At 64.2% G+C, this 19606-nt stretch carries 15 protein-coding genes and 1 tRNA gene; 11 read left to right on the forward strand and 5 right to left on the reverse strand.

All coding sequences use genetic code 11. From position 1 onward, the window contains the following. The first annotated feature begins 3 nt into the window (after positions 1 to 3). On the forward strand, positions 4 to 393 hold the full coding sequence (locus tag AC1DGP_RS17565) for a hypothetical protein (protein ID WP_476832349.1): 390 nt from the start codon (positions 4 to 6) through the stop codon (positions 391 to 393). Beyond that, entirely contained in the window at positions 360 to 689 is a 330-nt protein-coding gene (locus AC1DGP_RS17570; RefSeq protein ID WP_476832350.1) for a hypothetical protein, read from the forward strand. Before AC1DGP_RS17565 ends, AC1DGP_RS17570 begins: the two co-directional genes overlap by 34 nt. A 52-nt stretch (positions 690 to 741) precedes the next feature. On the opposite strand, the gene AC1DGP_RS17575 is transcribed toward AC1DGP_RS17570, so the two are convergent. Beyond that, entirely contained in the window at positions 742 to 933 is a 192-nt protein-coding gene (locus AC1DGP_RS17575; RefSeq protein ID WP_476832351.1) for a hypothetical protein, read from the reverse strand. Positions 934 to 1491: 558 nt separating this feature from the next. After that, positions 1492 to 1581: transfer RNA gene (locus AC1DGP_RS17580), tRNA-Ser, on the reverse strand. 622 nt (positions 1582 to 2203) lie between these two features. Between AC1DGP_RS17580 and AC1DGP_RS17585 the strand changes: the two genes are divergently transcribed. From AC1DGP_RS17585 to AC1DGP_RS17615, 7 genes are read left to right on the forward strand one after another with little or no spacing between them, the layout of a single operon-like run. Next, positions 2204 to 3256 (forward strand): septal ring lytic transglycosylase RlpA family protein, encoded by a 1053-nt coding sequence (locus AC1DGP_RS17585; RefSeq protein ID WP_476775384.1) that lies wholly within the window; start codon positions 2204 to 2206, stop codon positions 3254 to 3256. Positions 3257 to 3305: 49 nt separating this feature from the next. Beyond that, positions 3306 to 4517, forward strand: a complete 1212-nt coding sequence (locus tag AC1DGP_RS17590) for a D-alanyl-D-alanine carboxypeptidase family protein (RefSeq protein WP_476775383.1) — start codon at positions 3306 to 3308, stop codon at positions 4515 to 4517. 12 nt (positions 4518 to 4529) lie between these two features. Beyond that, positions 4530 to 5180: a dTMP kinase gene (gene tmk, locus AC1DGP_RS17595; RefSeq protein WP_441505585.1), complete on the forward strand. Its 651-nt coding sequence runs from the start codon at positions 4530 to 4532 to the stop codon at positions 5178 to 5180. Then, on the forward strand, positions 5180 to 6250 hold the full coding sequence (locus tag AC1DGP_RS17600; RefSeq protein WP_476768717.1) for a DNA polymerase III subunit delta': 1071 nt from the start codon (positions 5180 to 5182) through the stop codon (positions 6248 to 6250). The genes tmk and AC1DGP_RS17600 overlap by 1 nt, the downstream gene beginning before the upstream one ends. Before the next feature lie 23 nt (positions 6251 to 6273). Further along, positions 6274 to 7833: a methionine--tRNA ligase gene (gene metG, locus AC1DGP_RS17605; RefSeq protein ID WP_441505587.1), complete on the forward strand. Its 1560-nt coding sequence runs from the start codon at positions 6274 to 6276 to the stop codon at positions 7831 to 7833. After that, complete coding sequence (locus AC1DGP_RS17610) at positions 7833 to 8633, forward strand: TatD family hydrolase (protein ID WP_441505588.1); 801 nt, start codon at positions 7833 to 7835, stop codon at positions 8631 to 8633. The genes metG and AC1DGP_RS17610 overlap by 1 nt, the downstream gene beginning before the upstream one ends. A 14-nt stretch (positions 8634 to 8647) precedes the next feature. Next, a complete protein-coding gene (locus AC1DGP_RS17615) occupies positions 8648 to 9451 on the forward strand; it encodes an MBL fold metallo-hydrolase (protein ID WP_476775382.1) in 804 nt (267 codons plus the stop codon). 34 nt (positions 9452 to 9485) lie between these two features. On the opposite strand, the gene AC1DGP_RS17620 is transcribed toward AC1DGP_RS17615, so the two are convergent. Next, entirely contained in the window at positions 9486 to 10121 is a 636-nt protein-coding gene (locus AC1DGP_RS17620) for an isochorismatase family protein (RefSeq protein WP_441505590.1), read from the reverse strand. 140 nt (positions 10122 to 10261) lie between these two features. Here AC1DGP_RS17620 and AC1DGP_RS17625 point away from each other — a divergent pair, with 140 nt between their 5' ends. Next, positions 10262 to 10906 (forward strand): TetR/AcrR family transcriptional regulator, encoded by a 645-nt coding sequence (locus AC1DGP_RS17625; protein ID WP_441505591.1) that lies wholly within the window; start codon positions 10262 to 10264, stop codon positions 10904 to 10906. Positions 10907 to 10934: 28 nt separating this feature from the next. Here the strand turns inward: AC1DGP_RS17625 and AC1DGP_RS17630 are convergent, their stop codons facing one another. Further along, positions 10935 to 11582 (reverse strand): response regulator, encoded by a 648-nt coding sequence (locus AC1DGP_RS17630; RefSeq protein WP_441505592.1) that lies wholly within the window; start codon positions 11580 to 11582, stop codon positions 10935 to 10937. After that, on the reverse strand, positions 11575 to 13053 hold the full coding sequence (locus tag AC1DGP_RS17635) for a sensor histidine kinase (RefSeq protein ID WP_441505593.1): 1479 nt from the start codon (positions 13051 to 13053) through the stop codon (positions 11575 to 11577). Before AC1DGP_RS17635 ends, AC1DGP_RS17630 begins: the two co-directional genes overlap by 8 nt. A gap of 402 nt (positions 13054 to 13455) precedes the next feature. Here AC1DGP_RS17635 and AC1DGP_RS17640 point away from each other — a divergent pair. Further along, positions 13456 to 19606, forward strand: a 6151-nt coding sequence (locus AC1DGP_RS17640; RefSeq protein WP_476832352.1) for a peroxidase family protein, incomplete at its 3' end; no start/stop codon positions are given.

Consider the following 19606-nt stretch of genomic DNA (forward strand, 5'->3'; position numbering starts at 1 on the left):
GCCATGATCATAGAAACCGCGATCATCAATGCGCTGCGCGGCCCGCTCGGCGCGACCTATTACGGGACCGCGCCGCAGCCGGACGGCGATGAGCCCGTGCCGCTGCCGGTCGTGATCGTCAACCGGCCGGCCTCGAAATGGTTGAGCGGCCTGACCGGCACAGATCCGGGCCTGTCGGTCGTGACGGTGCAAGTCGATTACTACGCCGAGACGGCGCAACAGGCCCGCGAGATGGCCGACACGGGCCGGGGCCTGATCCTCGGCTTGACGCATCCGGGCGGCGATTCCGTCGCTCCCTCGCTCGAGAACGAGATCTCTCTCCGCGATGACGTGTCCCGGTCCTGGCGGGTAATGCAGCAATGGTCAGCGACGGACTATTCTCCGGCCGCATAGAGGCCAGGCTGGCCGCGCTCGAGGCCCGCATTGCTGCGCTCGAACGGCGCGGACGGCCGGTGCCGACGGCCCCGATCGACGGTATCGGCGCGCCGCTCGAGGCCGGTTCGTGGCCGGTGCTGCGCGATGCGGTCAAGCAAACCATTGCCGAGCTCGGCCTGGACGAGGCGGCCCGGCGCTACGGGGCCAGCCCGGAAACATTCCGCGATGTGGTCTATCGCAGGCGCGAACCAGGCGCCGGAACGCGCGCTAGGTTATCGGTGGTGGCCGGCGGCAAGTTCGACGGGCCGGACTGAGCGCAGGGATGGGCAAAAATGAACCCCGCCGGAGCGGGGTTCGGTTCGCCGATCAGCCAACCGCTAGCGAGGCTTGCTCGCTGCCGGGATGGCGCTTGCCGTTCAACACCTCACTCACGCGGCCGATGTTGGTATCAAAGTAGGAGGCTATCCGCATTTGGGTTTCGCCAATTCGATACCGCTTCCAGACGATAATCGCGTCTTCAAAGGTAAGCTTGTAGCTCGGCTTTCTTTTCACGTTCATAACTTCGGGCCTTCCTAAACGGGAAAGCCTGGGCAGCCTTGACACCAACTCGATCGGGTGTTGTTGTCGACACGTTCTCCACAGAACTAGCCAGAGGCAGCCACCCAGGTTTTGCTTCGGTTAAATGGAAGCCGGGCGTTCCACCGCCCGGTTTTTCCATGATCGCCCGCGAGTCGGGCAACCAATTCGATCCTGTACCTTGCGTTAACGGTGGGTCAAGACTAGTCGCCACCGCCTGTGGATGGGTTTCGGGGATAAGTGCGCTAAGTGCCATCGCGCACCGCCGGCCGGTGATCGGTAAAGGTGACACGGTGAACCGTGCGCCAGCCCGGAACGGCAACCGTGCCGGCTTGCGTCATGAGGTGAAGCGCACGCGTGCGGGCGCTGATCTAGCGTGAACTGGGTGCAGCAGTCGCAGCCCGGCGGATTGCTGCGGGCGCGGGGCTGATTCGCCCGTGAGACGTTGTCGCGAATATAATATTTGGGAGGAATAGAAGGGGGAACGAGTTTTCACTCATTCAAAATAATTCAACAAAATCAGCTACATATAGGAATATTTGGCGGAAGGGGTGGGATTCGAACCCACGGTGGGCTTGCACCCACGGCGGTTTTCAAGACCGCTGCCTTAAACCACTCGGCCACCCTTCCGGTTGGCCTGTCATTGCCGGGTGCGAGGCGTTTTTGCAAGTGCGATGACGTCAGGCCGAGGCGAGTTCCCCTTTGCAGTGTCTGGATCAGCCCCCCGCGAGCATGTGAGTCGGGTTGAGGCCGGGCAGGCCGAGCGCCCGGCCGCCCCGAACTGGCGAGCTCTGTGCCGGATTTGCCGGAGGTCCGCTTCCAGGGCGTCTTGGCGGCCCTTTGGCCGCCGATAGGGCCATTCCCAGCGGAAAAACACCACCGAAAGTCGCCAAATGACAGCGTTGCATTGTGGCAACGCCTGTCCGAAAAATGGCGGCGGAATGGTCGCGGGTTGACGCTTGCCGCATTTCGGACACCTTTGTGCCCGCTCAAGGGCATCCTAGATGCCGGATCGGGGCATTCGCGCTCGGCGAGTCGCCCGTTTAACGATCCCTTTACAGGATTGACCGAAAACTTCGGCTTCGCCGCAGGATGCGGCTTGGCCGGGCGATGGCTTTCGGCACAACGACGGACGACCATAATGATGCGAGGCGCAAGCTCTTCGGCTCCGGCATTGGCCCATGTGGTAACCGACTCGGACAGAGCTTCCGCTTCCTCTCCCCTTGCTCTTCGTGCCGCGCGACTTGGTTGCGTGGCGCTCGCAGGTCTCCTCCTTGCCAATTGCGCGAATGATCAGGTTGCGCGCCGCAAGTCGAAGGAGATTGGCGCATTCCCCTCATCGAAATACGGCCCCGCCAGCCCCCGGGTTGTCGCGGACGGCCAGCCCGTTCCGAAGGGCGGCGGCCGCGAACTCGTCGGCAAGTCCTATTCCGTCGCGGGCAAGCGCTATACGCCTTATGAGAAGCCGGTCGGCTACACCGCGGTTGGCACCGCGTCCTGGTATGGCGAGGCCTTCCATGGCCGCCGCACCGCCAATGGCGAGGTCTATGACCGCGAAGGCATCAGCGCCGCGCACCCGACCATGCCGCTGCCGGCGTATGCCCGCGTCACCAACCTCCTGAACAACCGCTCGATCATCGTCCGCGTCAATGATCGTGGCCCTTACCATGGCGGCCGCGTCATGGACGTGTCGCAGAAGACGGCCGACGCGCTGGCCTTCCGCCACCTCGGCACGGCTCGTATCAAGCTCGAATATCTCGGCCAGGCCTCGCTTGGCGGCTCCGACGACCGGCTTCTGCTTGCAACCCTGCGAACGGATGGTATGCCGGCTTCGATTCCCGGCACCAGCGCCCCGACCATGGTCGCGAGCAACGCCGCGGTTGCCACCAACCGCACGGCGAGCCCGGATCTCGAGGACCCGCGCGACGAGCAGGCTCGCCAGCCTGTCGTCGAGGCCCCGGCGGCTCCGCATCCGGTCGTGCAGGCCTATGCGCCGCAACCCGTCCGCACCATCGCGCCAGGCACTCCTGTCGCCGCAACGCTGGTTTCGACCTCGTCGAGTGCCGGCATCCCGGTCCGCGGCGCTCCGCTGCCGCCGAACCGTCCCTTCGACCTCGACACCATCGCCAATGCTGCGACCCCGGTTCTGCTCCGCCCGGCCGTCCTGCCGCCACGGCCGCCGGCATTGCGCACCGCCAGCCTGTTCGCCGCTCCCGAGCGCGCCCCGGCCGAGCGTTTCGCGCGGAATAACCCGCTGGCACGGGATCTGGTTCCGCAGACATTGCGGCCATTATCCCGCAATTGACGCGTATCGGGCTTGACCGGCTGAGCCCCGCTCTGCTTCAGATCGGGGCATGAACCCGCCCCGCTATCGCAATTCGATCGCTACGAGATTTGCGGCCGCCACACGCGCGGCGCTGGCGGCTCTCTTTGTCCTGGCGGCTTCGGCTCCCGCGCTGGCCCAGAGCTTCCAGTCGCTCGCTCCACACGCGATTCTGCTCGATTCGGCCACCGGCGCGGTGCTTTACGAGAAAGCCGCGGACGAGCTCATGGTCCCGGCGAGCCTTGCCAAGCTTGCGACTGTCCTGGTGGCATTCCAGGAAATCGCGCAGGGCCGGCTCACTCTCGACAGCGAGATCGGCATTTCCGAGAACGCCTGGCGCAAGGGCGGCGGCATTTCCGGCGGCTCGACCATGTTCGCGTTGGTCCATAGCCGCATCAACCTCTCCGATATCCTGCAGGGCATCATCGTCCAATCCGGCAATGACGCCTCGATTGCGCTCGCCGAGGCGATCGCCGGAGATGAGGCGAATTTCGCGCGGTTGATGACCGAGCGGGTGCGTGCGCTCGGCCTGACCAAGTCGGTCTTCCGCAATGCGACCGGCATGGGCGACCCCGAGCAGAAGGTCACTGCCCGCGAGTTGGCGCGGCTGGCGGATCACATCATCAAGACCTACCCGGAGCTCTACAAAATCTTCGGGCAACGCGAGTTTACCTGGAACAAGATCAGGCAGCAGAACCGCAATCCGCTGCTGACCATGGATATTGGCGCTGACGGCCTGAAGACCGGCAATATCGATGAAGCCGGGTTCGGCCTGGTCGGTTCGGCGGTGCAGAAGGGGCAACGGCTGATCGTCGTGGTGAACGGGCTGAAGTCGGGCCGCGACCGTGCGCAGGAAGCGCGCAAGCTGCTCGAATGGGGCTTTCGCTCGTTCGAACCCCGCCAGCTCTTCGCCGATGGCGAGATCGTCGGCGAGGCCAGCGTCTACGGTGGAGCCAAGGGGCGGGTCGGGCTCAAGGCCAAGGGCCCGGTGAGCCTGCTGCTGCCGCGCGGCAGCAGCGACCGGTTGAGCGCGCGCATCACCTATCGTGGGCCGCTGACCGTTCCCGTCCAGGAGGGCGCCGAGGTCGGGCGGCTCCTTGTCACACGCGGTGAAATAAAGACGCTGGACATTCCACTCTACGCGGCCGAGACGGTCGAGGCCGGCAGCCTGCAGAGCCGCGCGCTCGATGCGCTGATGGAGGCTGCCACTGGCTGGGTGCGCAAGGCGCTCGGCAGGACCTGAGCGGCACGTGTCATGACAAAGGGACGTTTCATCACGCTTGAGGGCGGAGAAGGGGCCGGCAAGTCGACGCTGGCGCGCGCGCTCGCCACGCAGCTCGAGGCCGCGGGCATCCGTTCGGAGTTGACGCGCGAACCCGGTGGTTCGCCCAAGGCGGAAGCCATTCGCGAAGCCATTCTGTCGGGCCGGGTGAAGCATCATGGGCCCTTCATCGAAGCGCTGATGTTCTCGGCCGCCAGAATCGACCATATCGACCAGCGCATCCGGCCGGCACTTGCGCGGGGCGACTGGGTGATTTGCGACCGTTTCATCGATTCGACGCGGGTCTACCAGGGCACGCTTGGGCGCATCGATCCCAAGCTGCTGGCGGAACTGGAACAGGTCACCATCGACGGCCTTACGCCGGATCTGACGCTGATCCTCGATCTCGACCCCAGGGTCGGCCTCGCTCGCGCCGCCCGTCGGCGGGCGCCCGGCGAGGGCAAGGACCGCTTCGAGGGCGAGGCGCTCGCCTTCCATCGCAGCTTGCGCGCGGCCTATCTTGCAATCGCCGAAGCCGAACCGGCGCGCTGCTCGGTGCTTGATGCGACGCTCGCTCCGGAGGATCTGGCCCAGGCCGCCTGGGCGGTCGTGCGCGAGCGCCTGCCGCTGAACCAGGACGCCTGATGCGCGAGAGCAGCAACGAACCGGACCGCCTTCCCGATGCGCCGCATCCGCGCGAGACGCTGGCGCTCGTCGGACATGCGCGCCAGGAGCGGAGTTTCCTGGATGCGCTGCGCTCAGAGCGCCTGCATCACGCCTGGCTTCTCGGCGGTCCCGAAGGCATCGGCAAGGCGAGCTTTGCCTATCGTGCGGCGCGCTTCCTGCTGGCTTCGGGCGATCCGCTGGCGCGCGCCGGCTCGGTGGAAAGCCTGGCGATGCCGGAAGAGGATCCGGCGACGCGGCGCGTGATGGCCCAGTCGCATCCCGACCTGCATCTGCTGCGGCGAACGGTGAAGCCGGACGGCAAGGGCGTGACCAGCAATATCCCAGTCGATTCCGTCCGCCGCGTCATCGACCGGTTCGGAACGAGCGCGGCCGAAGGCGGTTGGCGTGTCTGCATCGTCGACAGTGCCGAGGACATGGATCGCTCCAGTGCCAATGCGCTGCTGAAACTGCTCGAGGAGCCGCCGCCGCGCGCCCTTTTCCTCATCGTTGCCCATGCGCCCGGACGGGCGCTGCCGACCATCCGCTCGCGCTGTCGGCTGCTGACATTTGATGCGCTGGACGAAGGCGCGGTTGCCGAGGCCGGCCGGCTGGCGCTTGAGCGGATGGGATCGCCGTTCGACGCCTCCGCATTGATGCGCGCCGCAGCACTCGCGGACGGTTCCGTACGGCGTGCCCTGACCTATGTCTCCCCGGAGACGCTGGCGCTGGTCGAGGCCGTCAGGGCGCGTCTCGATGCCTTGCCGGGCGTCGATCTCACCGCGCTGCTCGCGCTGGCGGAAGATGTCGCGGGCCGCGCCGGCGAGAGTGATTTCGCGATCATGATCGACACCATTCAGAGCTGGCTCGCCGCGCATCTCCATGCGCATGCCCATGCCGGCGCGGCTCGCCTTGCACCGCTGGCGGAGGTATGGGAGAAGCTGGGTCGCGCGGCCCGCGAGGTGGAAACCTACAATCTCGACCGCCGGCCGCTCGTGATCTCTATGTTTCATGATCTGTCGGAGGCTGTTCGCCGGTCGCGCGCAGCTTGAAAGCGAACCGTCCGGACTGAACGATGGCCCAGGCCCCGAAATTCTATCTGACCACCGCCATTCACTACACGAATGGCCCGCCGCATATCGGGCACGCCTATGAGATGGTGGCCTCGGACGCGATTGCGCGTTTCAAGCGGCTGGACGGCTATGACGTCTTCGCCATGACCGGCACAGACGAGCACGGCCAGAAGGTGCAGCGCACCGCCGGGCAGAACGGGCTCGACGCGAAATCCTATGTCGATCAGGTGGCCCAGCGCTTCCAGGAGATGGAACAGACGCTCGGCTGTTCCTTTGACCGGTTCATCCGCACCACCGATCCGGATCACCTGCCGTCGACCCATGAGCTCTGGCGGCGCATGGAGCAGGCCGGCGACATCTACCTTGCCAAATATTCCGGCTGGTATTCCGTGCGTGACGAGGCCTTCTACGGCGAGGAGGAAACCACCCTCCTGCCGGACGGCACGCGGCTGGGCGGGCAGGGCACTCCGGTCGAATGGGTCGAGGAGGAGAGCTATTTCTTCCGCCTGAAATCCTTCCAGGAGCGGCTGCTGAAGCTCTACGAGGACGTGCCGGATTTCATCTCGCCGGCAACGCGCAAGAACGAGATCGTCAGCTTCGTGAAGGGCGGTCTCGAGGATCTTTCGATCAGCCGTACCACCTTCGACTGGGGCCTGCCGGTCCCAGGTGACCCAAAGCATGTGATGTATGTCTGGGTCGACGCGCTCAATAATTACGTCACCGGCTGCGGCTTCCCCGACGAGACCAATCCGCGCTGGCACTATTGGCCCGCCGATGTGCACATCATCGGCAAGGACATCGTGCGCTTTCATACGGTTTACTGGCCGGCTTTCCTGATGTCGGCCGGGCTGCCGCTGCCGAAGCGCGTCTTCGGCCATGGCTTCCTGCTCTCCAAGGGCGAGAAGATGTCGAAATCGCTCGGCAATGTCGTCGATCCATTCGGCCTCGCCGAGACCTATGGCGTCGACCAGCTGCGCTATTTCTTCCTGCGCGAGGTCTCTTTCGGCCAGGACGGCAACTACAGCCACGAGGCCATCATCGGGCGCATCAATGCCGATCTTGCCAATGATCTCGGCAATCTGGCCCAACGTTCGCTCTCGATGATCGCCAAGAACTGCGAAGGCAAGGTGCCGGTGCAAGGCGCATTGAACGAGGGCGACGAGGCCATGCTCGCTCTTGCCGATGGCGCGCTCGCCAAGGCACGGGCAGCGATGCAGGATTTTGCCCTGCACGTCGTGCTCGCGGAGATCTGGGCGCTGGTGGCGGAGGCAAACCGCTATTTCGCGGCCAATGAACCCTGGCGGCTGAGCAAATCGGATCCCGCCAGGCGCGACACCGTGCTCTATGTCACGGCGGAAGTGCTGCGCCAGGTCGCAATTCTGACGCAACCGGTGATTCCGAGCTCGGCCGGCAAGCTGCTCGACCTGCTTGCGGTCGGCGCGGAGGCCCGCAGCTTCGCGAGCCTGGGCGAAGCCGGGCGTCTCGCCAGCGGCACAGTTCTGCCTGCACCGAGCGCGATCTTCCCGCGCTATGTCGAGCCCGATGCCGGGCAGGTGGCCTGATGTTGATCGATACCCATTGCCATCTCGACTTTCCGGATTTCGCCGAGGATCTCGCGGCCTATGTCGCGCGGGCCGAGGCGGCAGGGGTCTCGCGGATGGTGACGATCTCGACACGGGTTTCGCGCTTCGGGACCTATGCCGGGATCGCCGAACGCTTCGCATCGGTGTGGTGCACCGTCGGCACGCATCCGCACGGCGCGCATGAAGAGCTCGACGTCACGGCCGACCAGCTTGCCAGGTTGGCGGAGCACCCGCGCTGTGTCGCAATTGGCGAGGCCGGGCTCGACTATCACTACGACAAGAGTCCGCGCGATGCGCAGGCGCAGGGGCTGCGCACGCACATTGCCGCAGCGCGCATGACCAGGCTTCCGCTCGTCATCCACGCTCGCCAGGCCGACGAGGACATGATCGCGATCCTGCGTGAAGAGACGGAGATGGGCGCTTTCCCGGCCATCCTGCACTGCTTCACGGCAGGTCCGGAACTGGCTCGGGTCGGCGTCGAGCTCGGACTCTACGTGTCCTTCTCCGGGATACTGACCTTCAAGACCTCAGAGGATCTGCGCCAGATTGCGCGCGATATCCCGATTGATCGGCTTCTGGTCGAGACCGATGCGCCCTATCTCGCCCCGGTCCCGTTCAGGGGAAAGCGCAACGAACCGTCTTACGTCGTTGAAACGGCGAAGACTCTCGCCGACGTGAAAGGAGTCTCCTTCGACGAGATCTCGCGCGTCACGACGGAGAATGCGCGACGCTGCTATTGGAAGATGGATCACGCGGCGCCTGTGGCGCAGGTCGCCTGAGCAGCACGCCCAAGATGGCCCTGACGATCACGATCCTCGGCTGCGGTTCTTCTGGAGGCGTACCCCGGCCGGGCTCGGGCTGGGGGGCCTGCGATCCGAAGAACCCGAAGAACCGGCGTCGGCGCTGCTCGATCCTTGTCGAGCGCAATGGCGGCAACGGGACGACCAGGCTGATCGTCGATACCACGCCGGATCTGCGCGAGCAGTTGATCGATGCCGAGGTCAAGCATCTCGATGCGGTGCTCTTCACTCATGACCATGCCGACCACACCCATGGCATCGACGATATGCGGGCGCTGGTGCTGCATATGCGCAAGCGGATTCCGGTCTATGCGGATCCGGTAACGGCCGCGACCTTGCGGACGCGCTTCGGCTATATCTTCGAGACGCCGCCCGGCAGCCTCTATCCGCCGATCCTCGAGATGCAGTCGATGCTGGCCGGCGAACCGCTGACGATCGAGGGGGCAGGGGGCGGTATTTGCGCGCGCCCCATCGCGCTGGAGCACGGGCCGGGTTACGAGGCTCTCGGCTTCCGCTTTGCCGATCTCGGTTATGTACCTGATGTCAGCCTGATGCCGCCCGAGGCCAAGGCCACCCTGGCCGGCCTCGACGTGCTGATCCTCGACTGCTTGCGCGAGACGCCGCACCCGAGCCATTTCAGCCTGTCGCAGGCGCTGGAGGCAATTGCCGAACTGGCCCCCAGACGCGCGGTGCTGACCAATCTCCATATCGACCTGGACTATCAGAACCTGTCCAAGCGCTTGCCTGCGCGCATCGCTGTCGCCTTCGACGGCATGAGCCTGACGGTCGACGGCTGAGGCGAGAAGAGGGCACCCCGCCCCCGGTTCGGCCTCAGGCAGCGTTCTGGTGGTGCCATTCGTCCAGATAGGCCAGCACGGTCTTCAGGTCCGACACATCGACATAGCGGCGGCCGAGATCGCGCAGATTGTCCCTGTGTGGCTGCTCCTCGATATCCCCGACGCAGTCCTCAGGCACGATGGTGCGGTAGCGATAGCTGAAGGAATCGATCGAGGTCGCGCGAATGCAGCCGCTGGTGTTGCAGCCGGTGACGATCACGGTATCGACGCGTTCCTTGGTGAAATAATCGCTGACACCGGTATTGAAGAAGATCGACGGACCCTTCTTGCACACGGTCAGATCATAGGACGCATCATAGATGCGTGGATCATGGGCGACGCTCGGATGGTCGTGCAGGAAGGTCTCGCGCACGGCCGTGATCTTCCAATAGGGCATTTCCCGCTCGTTCATATAGGCGGTGTTGCAGTTGGCGACCGGCACATTGTAACGGCGCGCGACCTCGAGCAGAGTTGCGGTGTTCTCGAGGGCACGCATGACCAGCGGTGCACCGCCCAGCGGATACTGCGGATCGGTAAAGCCCTTCTGGAAATCGACCACGACAATGCCTGGCTTCCTGCCGAACCCGACCGGGATCTCGCCATAGCTGCGGTTCTGGTAATCGTCGCTCATCGCGGCTCTCCCTGCTTGCTGGCATGTTGTCGAGGTCATCCTTGATTGCACTAAAAAAACAAGCAAGATTGTTTTTCTAATACTGTATCGCCGAACGCCGGCGAGGCGAGGGCGGCCATGTCGAGCCCGAGGAGGAGAAGGTGAGCAAGGCAGAGCGGCAGCAGCAGATGCGCAGCATCATGACGCGCGAGCGGCTGATCCAGTCGACGCTCGATGAGATCTTCGAGGTCGGCTATCACGCCGCCACCACCCAGGAGATCGCCGCCCGGGCCAATGTCTCGCGGGGCGCCTTGCTGCATCATTTCCCAGCGCGGGCCGACATCGTCCTCGCCGCCATGGAGGAACTGCTCGAGGACGGCACTCGGCAGATCAGGGCCGTGGCCGACGAGGTCCAAAGCGGCAAGATCTCGCTCGAGGGGTTCGTCGAGTTCCTGTGGCAGCTCTTCTCGGGCCGGTTCTTCTATCTCTCGCTGGAGATGATCACCGAGGCACGCAACGATCCGGAGCTGTGCGAACGGATGATTCCGGTGGTGAAGCGCTTCCATCAGGTGCTCGACGGCATTTGGTCGGAGTTTTGCGACCCGCAGAAGCGCCCGCCGCAGCAAGCGCGCATCATCCTCAATCTGACGCTTTGCCTGGTTCGCGGCATGGGCGTCCAGACGGTTCTGCGTCCAGACCCGGGCTATTACCGCGAACTCATCGAGGCCTGGAAGGCATTGCTGCCGCAGCTCATCGACGGCCCGACCGGGGATCTCATCTTCGCGGGAGAAAACGGCTCGAGGTGACCAGCGAAGGATCAGCGCTGCGACGACGCTAATCCTGGAGGTGCTTTTGCGCGATCAGCGCGGCTTCGACCCGGCTCTTGAGGCCGAGCTTTGCGAGAATGTTCGAGACGTGAAACTTGGTGGTCTGGATTTGCACCCCCGTCGCCTCGGCGATCTCACGATTGCTGAAGCCGCGCCCGAGCAGGCGTAGCGTGCGGTTTTCCTTCGCTGAAAGCGCTGCGATCTTGGTGATGACGGGGTCGACCTCCTGCTGCCCTCGCATCGCGCTCAGCAGGCGCACGGCCATGTTGGGAGGGACATAGGATTCGCCCCCTGTGATCGCCCTGACGATCGCGATCAGATCCATGGCCGGGACGCCCTTCAAGGCATAGCCCGACGCGCCGGCGTCCAGCGCCTGCAGCACGACGTCTTCTTCCTCCGAGACCGTCAGCATGACCACTTTCACCTGCGGCCATGTCTGGTGAATCCGTCGCGCCGCGGCAATTCCGCCGCCAGGCATCGACACATCGAGCAAGGCGACCTGCGGGGAGAGCCTTCCTACTAGCTCGAAGGCTTCGTCGGCCGACGCACCTTCGCCGACCACCTCCAGGTCACCACTTCCCGAAAAGATCTGCACCAGACCCGCGCGGAAGATCGCGTGATCGTCCACGACAACGATGGATTTTCGTTCACGCAACGAGCAGCCCTCCACTGAGGTCCAGGGTCATCTTGAGCAGATTGCCTCCGTCACCGAGGCGGCGTTTCGTCAATGTTCCGCCAAGGCTCTCGACCCGTTCCTGCAGGCCGTAGAGCCCAATGCCCGCGCTGGGAAGGTCTTTCTCTGCAGACGAAGAGTCGCCTCCGCTGTCGGCCACCGAGACATTCAGGAGCGTTCCGTCCATCCAGCTCCGCACCTCCTGACCTGTTGCCCCGCCATGGCGATAGGCATTGTTGAGCCCTTCCTGGACGAAGCGGAAGACGCAGATCCTGACGGCATGCGACACCGGCTGAGGCAGCTCGGTGGTGGCGAGAGCTACGGATGTTCGCGTGCGCGCTTCGTGTGCCCGCACAGCCCGCTCGATAACCATATGGAGCGGCAGGTCGGCGATCTCGGGAAGGACAAGCCCCTTGGAGATGCTCCTGATCTCGCGCATCGCCTCGTCGAGCGCCGACTGCATAGTCAGCAGGGAGCGATCGCGCGGGGCCTTGCTTCTGGCGTTGCGCGCGTCCTCGATCTTCAGGATCGAGAAGCTGATCAACTGGGCGGGGCCATCATGGAGATCCGCGCCGATCCCGCGGATGAACTGTTCGTTCAGCTCCGCGACCCGCGCCGAGGCGCGCTGCAGCCGGTCGGACAACTGCCGGTTCTCGAGCAGCAGCTGTTCGGTCTCTTCGACGCGCCGCTCAAGGGCCTTCCTTTGTGTCTCGATGGTTCGGCTCCCGCGATGGACGATGCCGAACAGGGCGAGCATGATCGCCGCCGTAACCGCGGCAATGACCAGCCAGCTGCTCCGTCTGAGCGCTGCAAGCTCCTCCCGGAAGGGCTCGGCCTGCTCGTGGATTTCGGCAACGGCAATGATGCGGGAAGAGCCTTCCAGCCGGATCGGGCTGTAGATTTCGAGATAGCGGGTCCTGATGCCCCGAATCACATGCTCGCCTGCACGAGGGTCGGCATGGTCGGCCGTGACCTCGCCCGTCAGCGCCCGCAACAGGCCGTTGGGGCGGTCGAACTGATGGCCGATGATCTGGGGGGTGTTGGAGTAGGCCACGACCCCATCCGGCGTCCAGACCTCGAAATAGGGAAAGCGGCGCTTCACGGCCTCGTCGGCGAACAACTGGTCGAGCCGTGCGATCGCCCCCGCCGACAAGCTCTGGGAGGTGGCAAGCTCCTGAACGGCCGGAGCAACCAGACTCTGCATGAACAAAGCGGTCGAGGCTGCCTTGCTTCTGATCGCCTCACGAGAAACCAGCTCGGTGATCAGATAGCCGGCCACGAGCATGGCGATCTGCATGACGAGGCCACCGGCGATCAGGAACTGCACCGACAGCGTCGCGCGTCGTGGCGCGGCCTTCCCGGCGGGCAAGTGCTGCAACGGCACGCCCGTGATCACGTCACTGCTCTCGAAGTCCTGAACCGGCTTCAGCATATCGCCCGTCGACGTCTCCACGCAGAGATTAGCTCAAACTGATGACTGTGAGATCACCATCTGGCAGCGCGATCCATCAGTATTGCAAGCGAAACCGGCCAAGCGGCCCGGATCACTTCCGCAGTGAACGAAAACTGGTCGAAGGTCTAGTAAGCCAGCTCGCCCCCAGATGCGTCAGCGTCGGTTCAAAGGTCGTCGCGGTGCCACGCCCGTAAGTCGCCGAATATTGGCCGACCTTATCTTCTTCAAATCGACCCCATACCCAGCAATCCTTTTGCTTAACGAAGCGTAATCGGGCGGTTCGTCGGAAATGCCGCATGCAAGGGCGCTCACAGTCCTTCGTGCGGCTCAACGGCAGACGCTCGGTGCGGCAGAAGCAATTCTTGGGTCTTAACGCAGCACCGTGGGCGGAGCGAGGGTATCATGAAGCTCAATACGCACGACCTTGAGTTCATCCTGAAGCAGATCAAGATCGCCGAGGCCCATACGGCCGGGACGCCCTTGACCGAGTTGGTCGATAATCCGCTGGTGCCCTACGGGCTACGCACGGTCGACGGCACCTACAACAACATCATCCCGGGCAGGGAATGGGTCGGGTCGTCCGACCAGACCATGCCGCGCCTGCTCGATCCGGTCTTTCGCCCGGCAGAGAATGGGCCTGGCGGGGCACCGACGAGCTACCAGCAGACCTCTGGGAACGTCTACGACTCCCAGCCTCGTGTGATCTCGAACCTGATTTCAGATCAGACGATCGGCAATCCCGCCACGATCATTTCCGCGCTGACCAATCTTGGGCACGAGGACCCCTATCTGTTCCTGCAGGCGCATGCGGCTGTCTATGAAGCTGCCGTGTTGGCCTATGAGGAATGGGAGACGGCTGACCGCGGCCTCGCGCAGGCGAACGCCAATCTTGCACTTGCGCAACGCGCAATCGGACCAGCGCAGGGTCAGGTCGCTGTGGCACAGGCTGCTTTCGATCTGGCGGTTGCAGAGGGGGGCGATACCGGGCCGGCACTGGCTGCGCTCGCCACCGCGCAGGCAAGTCTCGCCACGGCCGTAGGCAATGCCACTGCTGCCGCGGCGGCCGTCGGCGTCGCAACCGCGACGCTAGCGGCCGAAGTGCAGCAGAAGCACGTCGCCTACGACGCAATGACGGACGCGCTCGGCGTCACGATGCAGGGCGACACCGTCCTTATCCCGAACGTCGCGCCCGATTTGGGCGACACCGCTCCGTTCAACGGGTTCTTCACGCTGTTCGGCCAGTTCTTCGATCATGGGCTTGATCTGGTCAGCAAGGGCGGGAACGGCACGGTCTATATCCCGCTCCAGCCCGACGATCCGCTCTACGTCGCCGGTAGCCCGACCAATTTCATGGTGCTGACGCGCGCGCAGAACCAGCCGGGCGCCGACGGTGTGGTGGGTACCGCCGATGACGTGCGTGAGCATAACAACGAGACGACGCCCTGGATCGATCTGAACCAGGTCTACACCTCGAATCCGTCCCACCAGGTCTTCCTGCGGGAATACGCCATGCTGGACGGCAAGCCCGTCGCGACCGGGCGCATGCTGGAGGGGGCGAATGGCGGCCCTCCGACCTGGGCCGACGTCAAGGAACAGGCTGCGTCCAAGCTCGGCATCCTGCTGACCGATGCGGACGTCCTGCGCGTTCCGGCGATCCTGACCGACCTCTATGGCGAGTTCATTCGGGGGGGCACCGGCTTCCCGCAGTTGGTCACCGGCACCGGCACGGGCTCCGTCGAGGGAAATCCGGGCGCGCTGGCTGTGGCCTCGGACGCCTTGTCGGCTGGCCGCGCCTTCCTGAACGACATTGCCCACACGGCGGTGCCGGGCGGGCTGGTCGATCATGACCGAAACCCGGCAACCGCGCCCGTTCTCGTGCTTGCCGACGATGATACCGTTGCCGGAAACCAGATCGCTCTCAACCAGTTCGGGATTGCGACAACCTATGACGACGAACTTCTCAATGCTCACTTCATCGTCGGCGATGGTCGCGGCAACGAGAATATCGGCCTGACCTCGGTCCACCATACTTTCCACCACGAGCACAATCAGCGCATCGACCAGATCAAGACGCAGTTGCTGACAGGCGAGGGGGCAGACGTCGCGTTCCTGAATGAGTGGCTGCTGACCGATGTCACGGTGATGCCGACATCGCAGGCCGAGATCGATGCGCTGGTCTGGGATGGCGAGCGTCTGTTTCAGGCCGGCCGGTTCTCGACGGAGATGGTCTATCAGCATCTCGTCTTCGAGGAGTTCGCGCGTGCCATCGCACCCGATGTCGATCCCTTCGTGTTCTCCAACACCACAGTGATCGATGCCGGGATCGTCGCCGAATTCGCCCATGTCGTCTATCGCTTCGGGCATTCGATGCTCACCGACACGATCGACATGTTCAAGCTCGATGCGAACGGCAATCCCGTCGCGTCGGACATTGCACTGTTCGACGCCTTCCTGAATCCGATTGCCTTCAATGCTGCCGGTACGACGGCCGAGGCTGCGGCTGCGGCGATCCTGACCGGGATGACCCGGCAGGTCGGAAACGAGATCGACGAGCACATTACCGATGCGCTGCGCAACAATCTCGTCGGCCTGCCGCTCGACCTCGGCGCACTCAACATAGCGCGGGCTCGCGATACCGGCATTCCCTCGCTCAATGAGGCCCGCCGCCAGTTCTACGAGGACACGCATGACAGCCGCGTGAAGCCTTACGAGAGCTGGTACGATTTCGCGCTTTCGATGAAGAATCCGGCCTCGCTGATCAACTTCATCGCAGCCTATGGCACGCATTCCTCCTTGCTCGGCAATCTGACGCTTGAACAAAAGCGGGATGCCGCAACCCTGCTGGTCATGGGCGGGGCCAATGCGCCGGCCGATCGCATCGCGTTCCTGAACGGGACGGGCGCCTGGGCGAATGCCGCCAATGGCGCGACCATCACAGGCCTCGACGCAGTCGATTTCTGGATCGGCGGGCTCGCCGAGAAGAAGATGGCCTTCGGCGCGATGCTGGGGTCGAGCTTCACCTATGTCTTCGAGTACCAGATGGAGCAATTGCAGGCCGGCGACCGGTTCTACTATCTGAGCCGGACCCAGGGCCTGAACCTGCTGAACGAGTTGGAGGCGGATTCCTTCGCGCAACTCCTGATGCGCAACACGGATGCAGGGGCCGAGGGAGCGCCGCATATCAACGGGGCAGCCTTCCAGACGGCCACCTACATCCTCGAGATGGACCCGACCAAGCAGATCACGGGCCTAGGCCTCAACGGCAAGGCGGACCCGACGCATACCAACCCGGTACTGCAGGCCATTAGCCCGATGGTCATCCGCGACAATCCCGCGACGCCTGGCGCCGACAACAATTATCTGCGCTATACCGGCGTCGATCACGTCGTCCTCGGCGGCTCTGCCGGAAACGACATCCTGATCGGCGGCGAGGGGGACGACACGCTCTGGGGTGGGGCGGGCGATGATCGCCTCGAGGGCGGCTATGGCGTCGATCACCTGCATGGTGGAGCCGGCAATGACATCATCACCGACAGCGGCACGGATATCGGCGCAGCCGACGTCATTCATGGCGACGCCGGCGATGACGTCATCACGCCCGGCAACGGTCTCGACCTGATTTTCGGCGGGGACGGCAGCGACTTCATTTATGGCGGCACCGAGGGCAAGACCGTCTCGGGTGGCCAGGGCAATGACTTCATCCGCGGCGGGACGGGAGGCAGCTTCCTGGCCGGCAACGAGGGGGACGACTGGATCGAGGGCGGGGACAGCTTCGACACCCTGGCCGGCGAAAACTCCGAGCTGTTCTTCAACTCGACGATCATCGGCCATGACGTGCTCAACGGCCGCGGCAACGACAATGATTACGACGCCGAGTCGGGCGACGATATCATGATCCAAGGCGAAGGCGTCGAACGCAATAACGGCATGGCCGGGTTCGACTGGGCGATCCACAAGGGCCACAACGAGGCCGCTGACTCCGACATGGGCATGACCATCTTCCAGAACCAGCAGGACAACATCCTGCGCGATCGGTTCGACCTGGTGGAGGGCCTGTCGGGCTGGAAATACAACGACAAGCTGACCGGGCGCGAAGTCGTCATGGGCGCCTTCGACGAAAACGGCAATGCGACGCAGGTCGACCCCGGTGCGCCTCTCGACTCCTATTCGAGCGCGCTGCTCGAGAAGAACCTCTCGCTGATCGCGGGACTGGAGCGGCTGGTCGCGCATCTCGACCGGACGACTGTGACGGTTGCCGGCAAGACCGAAACCATCGTCATGGACACCTCCGACGCCTCCGACATCCTGCTGGGCGGCGGCGGCAGCGATCTAATCGAAGGCAAGGCCGGCAACGATATCATCGACGGCGACTCCTGGCTGAACGTGCGGATCAGCATCCGCGATGACCAGKGCAATGAACTCGCAACGGTCGACACGCTGTCGGACACGATCACCAATGCGGACCCGTCGGTTGCGCATTGGAACGGGCGGACTCTTCCAGAACTGATGCTCTCCCGTGAGATCATACCAAATCAGCTCAACATCGTTCGCGAAATCCTCGACGGAAACCAGGCCGGCGATATCGACACTGCGGCTTACTGGGATGTCGCGGCCAATTACCTGATCAGCCGCAATGAGGATGGCAGTGTCACTGTCACGCATGTCACCCAGTCCGCAGCGGTGATCGATCCGACCACGGGGCGGGCGCGCCAGTCTGACGGATCCGACCGGCTGTTCAATATCGAGGCGCTGAAGTTCGCGGACCAGACCGTCAGCCTCAACCGGCTCGTGACCGGGGCGCTGACCATCACGGGCACCGAGAACGTGCTGACCGCGGACACCTCTGGCCTCAGCGATGCCGACGGCCTCGGCACCTTCAGCTATGCTTGGCAATCCTCGACGGATGGTGGCGTCACCTGGAACACGATCGCTGGCGCAGCATCTGCCAGTCTGACCGTCTCGGCCGCCCTCACGGGCCAGTTGATCCGGAGCGTCGTGAGCTATGTCGATGCTCGCGGTTTCGCGGAGTTCGCAATCTCCGATGTGACGGCGAAGGTCGGCAGCAACACCAATGGCGCGGTGGTCGAGGTCATCAACGGAACCGCCGACGCCAACCTGCTCAATGGTCGCGGCGGCAACGATACGATCAACGGGCTGGCCGGCAACGACATCATCAATGCCGGGGCCGGGGCCGACACGGTCGATGGCGGGGATGGCAACGACACGATCGATGGCGGTGCGGGCAATGACGTGCTCTCTGGCGGAGCCGGGAATGACACGATCATCGGTGGCGCCGGAAACGACACCCTGACTGGCGGCGCCGGCAACGACACGCTCGACGGCGGCGACGGCACGGCCGATGTTGCGGTCTATGCCGGCCCGATCACCGACTACGACATCGCGCTGGATGGGGCCGGCCGGATCGTGGTGACAGGCGCGGCCGAAGGCACCGACACGATCAGCGGTGTCGAGCGCTTCTCGTTCGGCGGGACGACCTACACGCAGGTCGTTGCGGGCACGAACGGTGCCGACGGCGCGCTTCTCGGCGGAGCCGGGTCTCAGCTCATCTTCGGCTTTGCCGGCAATGACACGATCATCGGTGGCGCCGGAAACGATGCCATCCATGCGGGAGCGGGCGACGATATCATCGCCTGGGCCGTCGGCGATGGCCGCGACGTCGTCAATGGCGGAACCGAAGGTTCCGTCGGCGACACCTTCTCGATCACCGGAGCGGTCGGCGCCGAGACATTCCGCGTCTATACCCGCGCCGCCGCCGCCGGCGTTGGCGGGATCGGCTATACCGGAACGGCGGAGATCGTGATCACCCGAAGCGTCGGGGCCGGGGCGGCGACGATCATCGCCGAACTGACCGAGATCGAGGAGATCGTGATCAACGGCGCGCCCGCATCGCCTCCAGGCGGTCCGGTGAACACCACCATCGCCGGTGACACGATCCAGGTCTTTGGCGATTTCACCCAGACCAGCCTCAACCTGAACACCATCACGATCGATGGCACGAGCGGCAACGACACGATCGACATCTCGGCGCTGAGCTCTGCGCATCGCATCGTCTTCAGGTCAAACGGTGGCAATGACACGATCATTGGCTCGCTTCGGGCTCAGGACGTCATCGAGCTGCCGGATGGCGCGACGCTGGCAGACTACGAGGCGACCGATAATGGCGACGGCACGACGACCCTGTCGAATGGCAGCCACTCGATCACCTTCACCGGGGAGATGCCGGTCATCGATGATGGCGACGACGATGATGATGACGATGATGACGACGATGACGACGGCGCCGGCAATGGCGACGATGACGACGACGATGATTGCGGCTGTGACGACGACGATGATGATGACGGGGCTGGCACGGGTACACCGCCTCCCGGTTCGGGCACCAATCCTGGGACGCATGTCGGGACGGGGCTGAGCGATGTCCTGATCGGGGCAGCGGGGGCGGACAACCTGATCGGCCAGGGCGGCGACGATGTCCTGATCGGTGCGGGCGGCGACGACACGATCTCGGCGGGCGATGGCAACGACTTCGTCG

The sequence above is a fragment of the Allobosea sp. 05T433 genome (genome assembly GCF_056396065.1).

Bases quoted from the DNA above. Each gene is read 5' to 3' on its own strand.
- AC1DGP_RS17565 (WP_476832349.1), top strand. From the start codon at position 4: ATGATCATAGAAACCGCGATCATCAATGCGCTGCGCGGCCCGCTCGGC.
- AC1DGP_RS17570 (WP_476832350.1), top strand. From the start codon at position 360: ATGGTCAGCGACGGACTATTCTCCGGCCGCATAGAGGCCAGGCTGGCC.
- AC1DGP_RS17575 (WP_476832351.1), bottom strand. From the start codon at position 933: ATGAACGTGAAAAGAAAGCCGAGCTACAAGCTTACCTTTGAAGACGCG.
- AC1DGP_RS17590 (WP_476775383.1), top strand. From the start codon at position 3,306: ATGAACCCGCCCCGCTATCGCAATTCGATCGCTACGAGATTTGCGGCC.
- tmk (WP_441505585.1), top strand. From the start codon at position 4,530: ATGACAAAGGGACGTTTCATCACGCTTGAGGGCGGAGAAGGGGCCGGC.
- AC1DGP_RS17600 (WP_476768717.1), top strand. From the start codon at position 5,180: ATGCGCGAGAGCAGCAACGAACCGGACCGCCTTCCCGATGCGCCGCAT.
- metG (WP_441505587.1), top strand. From the start codon at position 6,274: ATGGCCCAGGCCCCGAAATTCTATCTGACCACCGCCATTCACTACACG.
- AC1DGP_RS17610 (WP_441505588.1), top strand. From the start codon at position 7,833: ATGTTGATCGATACCCATTGCCATCTCGACTTTCCGGATTTCGCCGAG.
- AC1DGP_RS17615 (WP_476775382.1), top strand. From the start codon at position 8,648: ATGGCCCTGACGATCACGATCCTCGGCTGCGGTTCTTCTGGAGGCGTA.
- AC1DGP_RS17620 (WP_441505590.1), bottom strand. From the start codon at position 10,121: ATGAGCGACGATTACCAGAACCGCAGCTATGGCGAGATCCCGGTCGGG.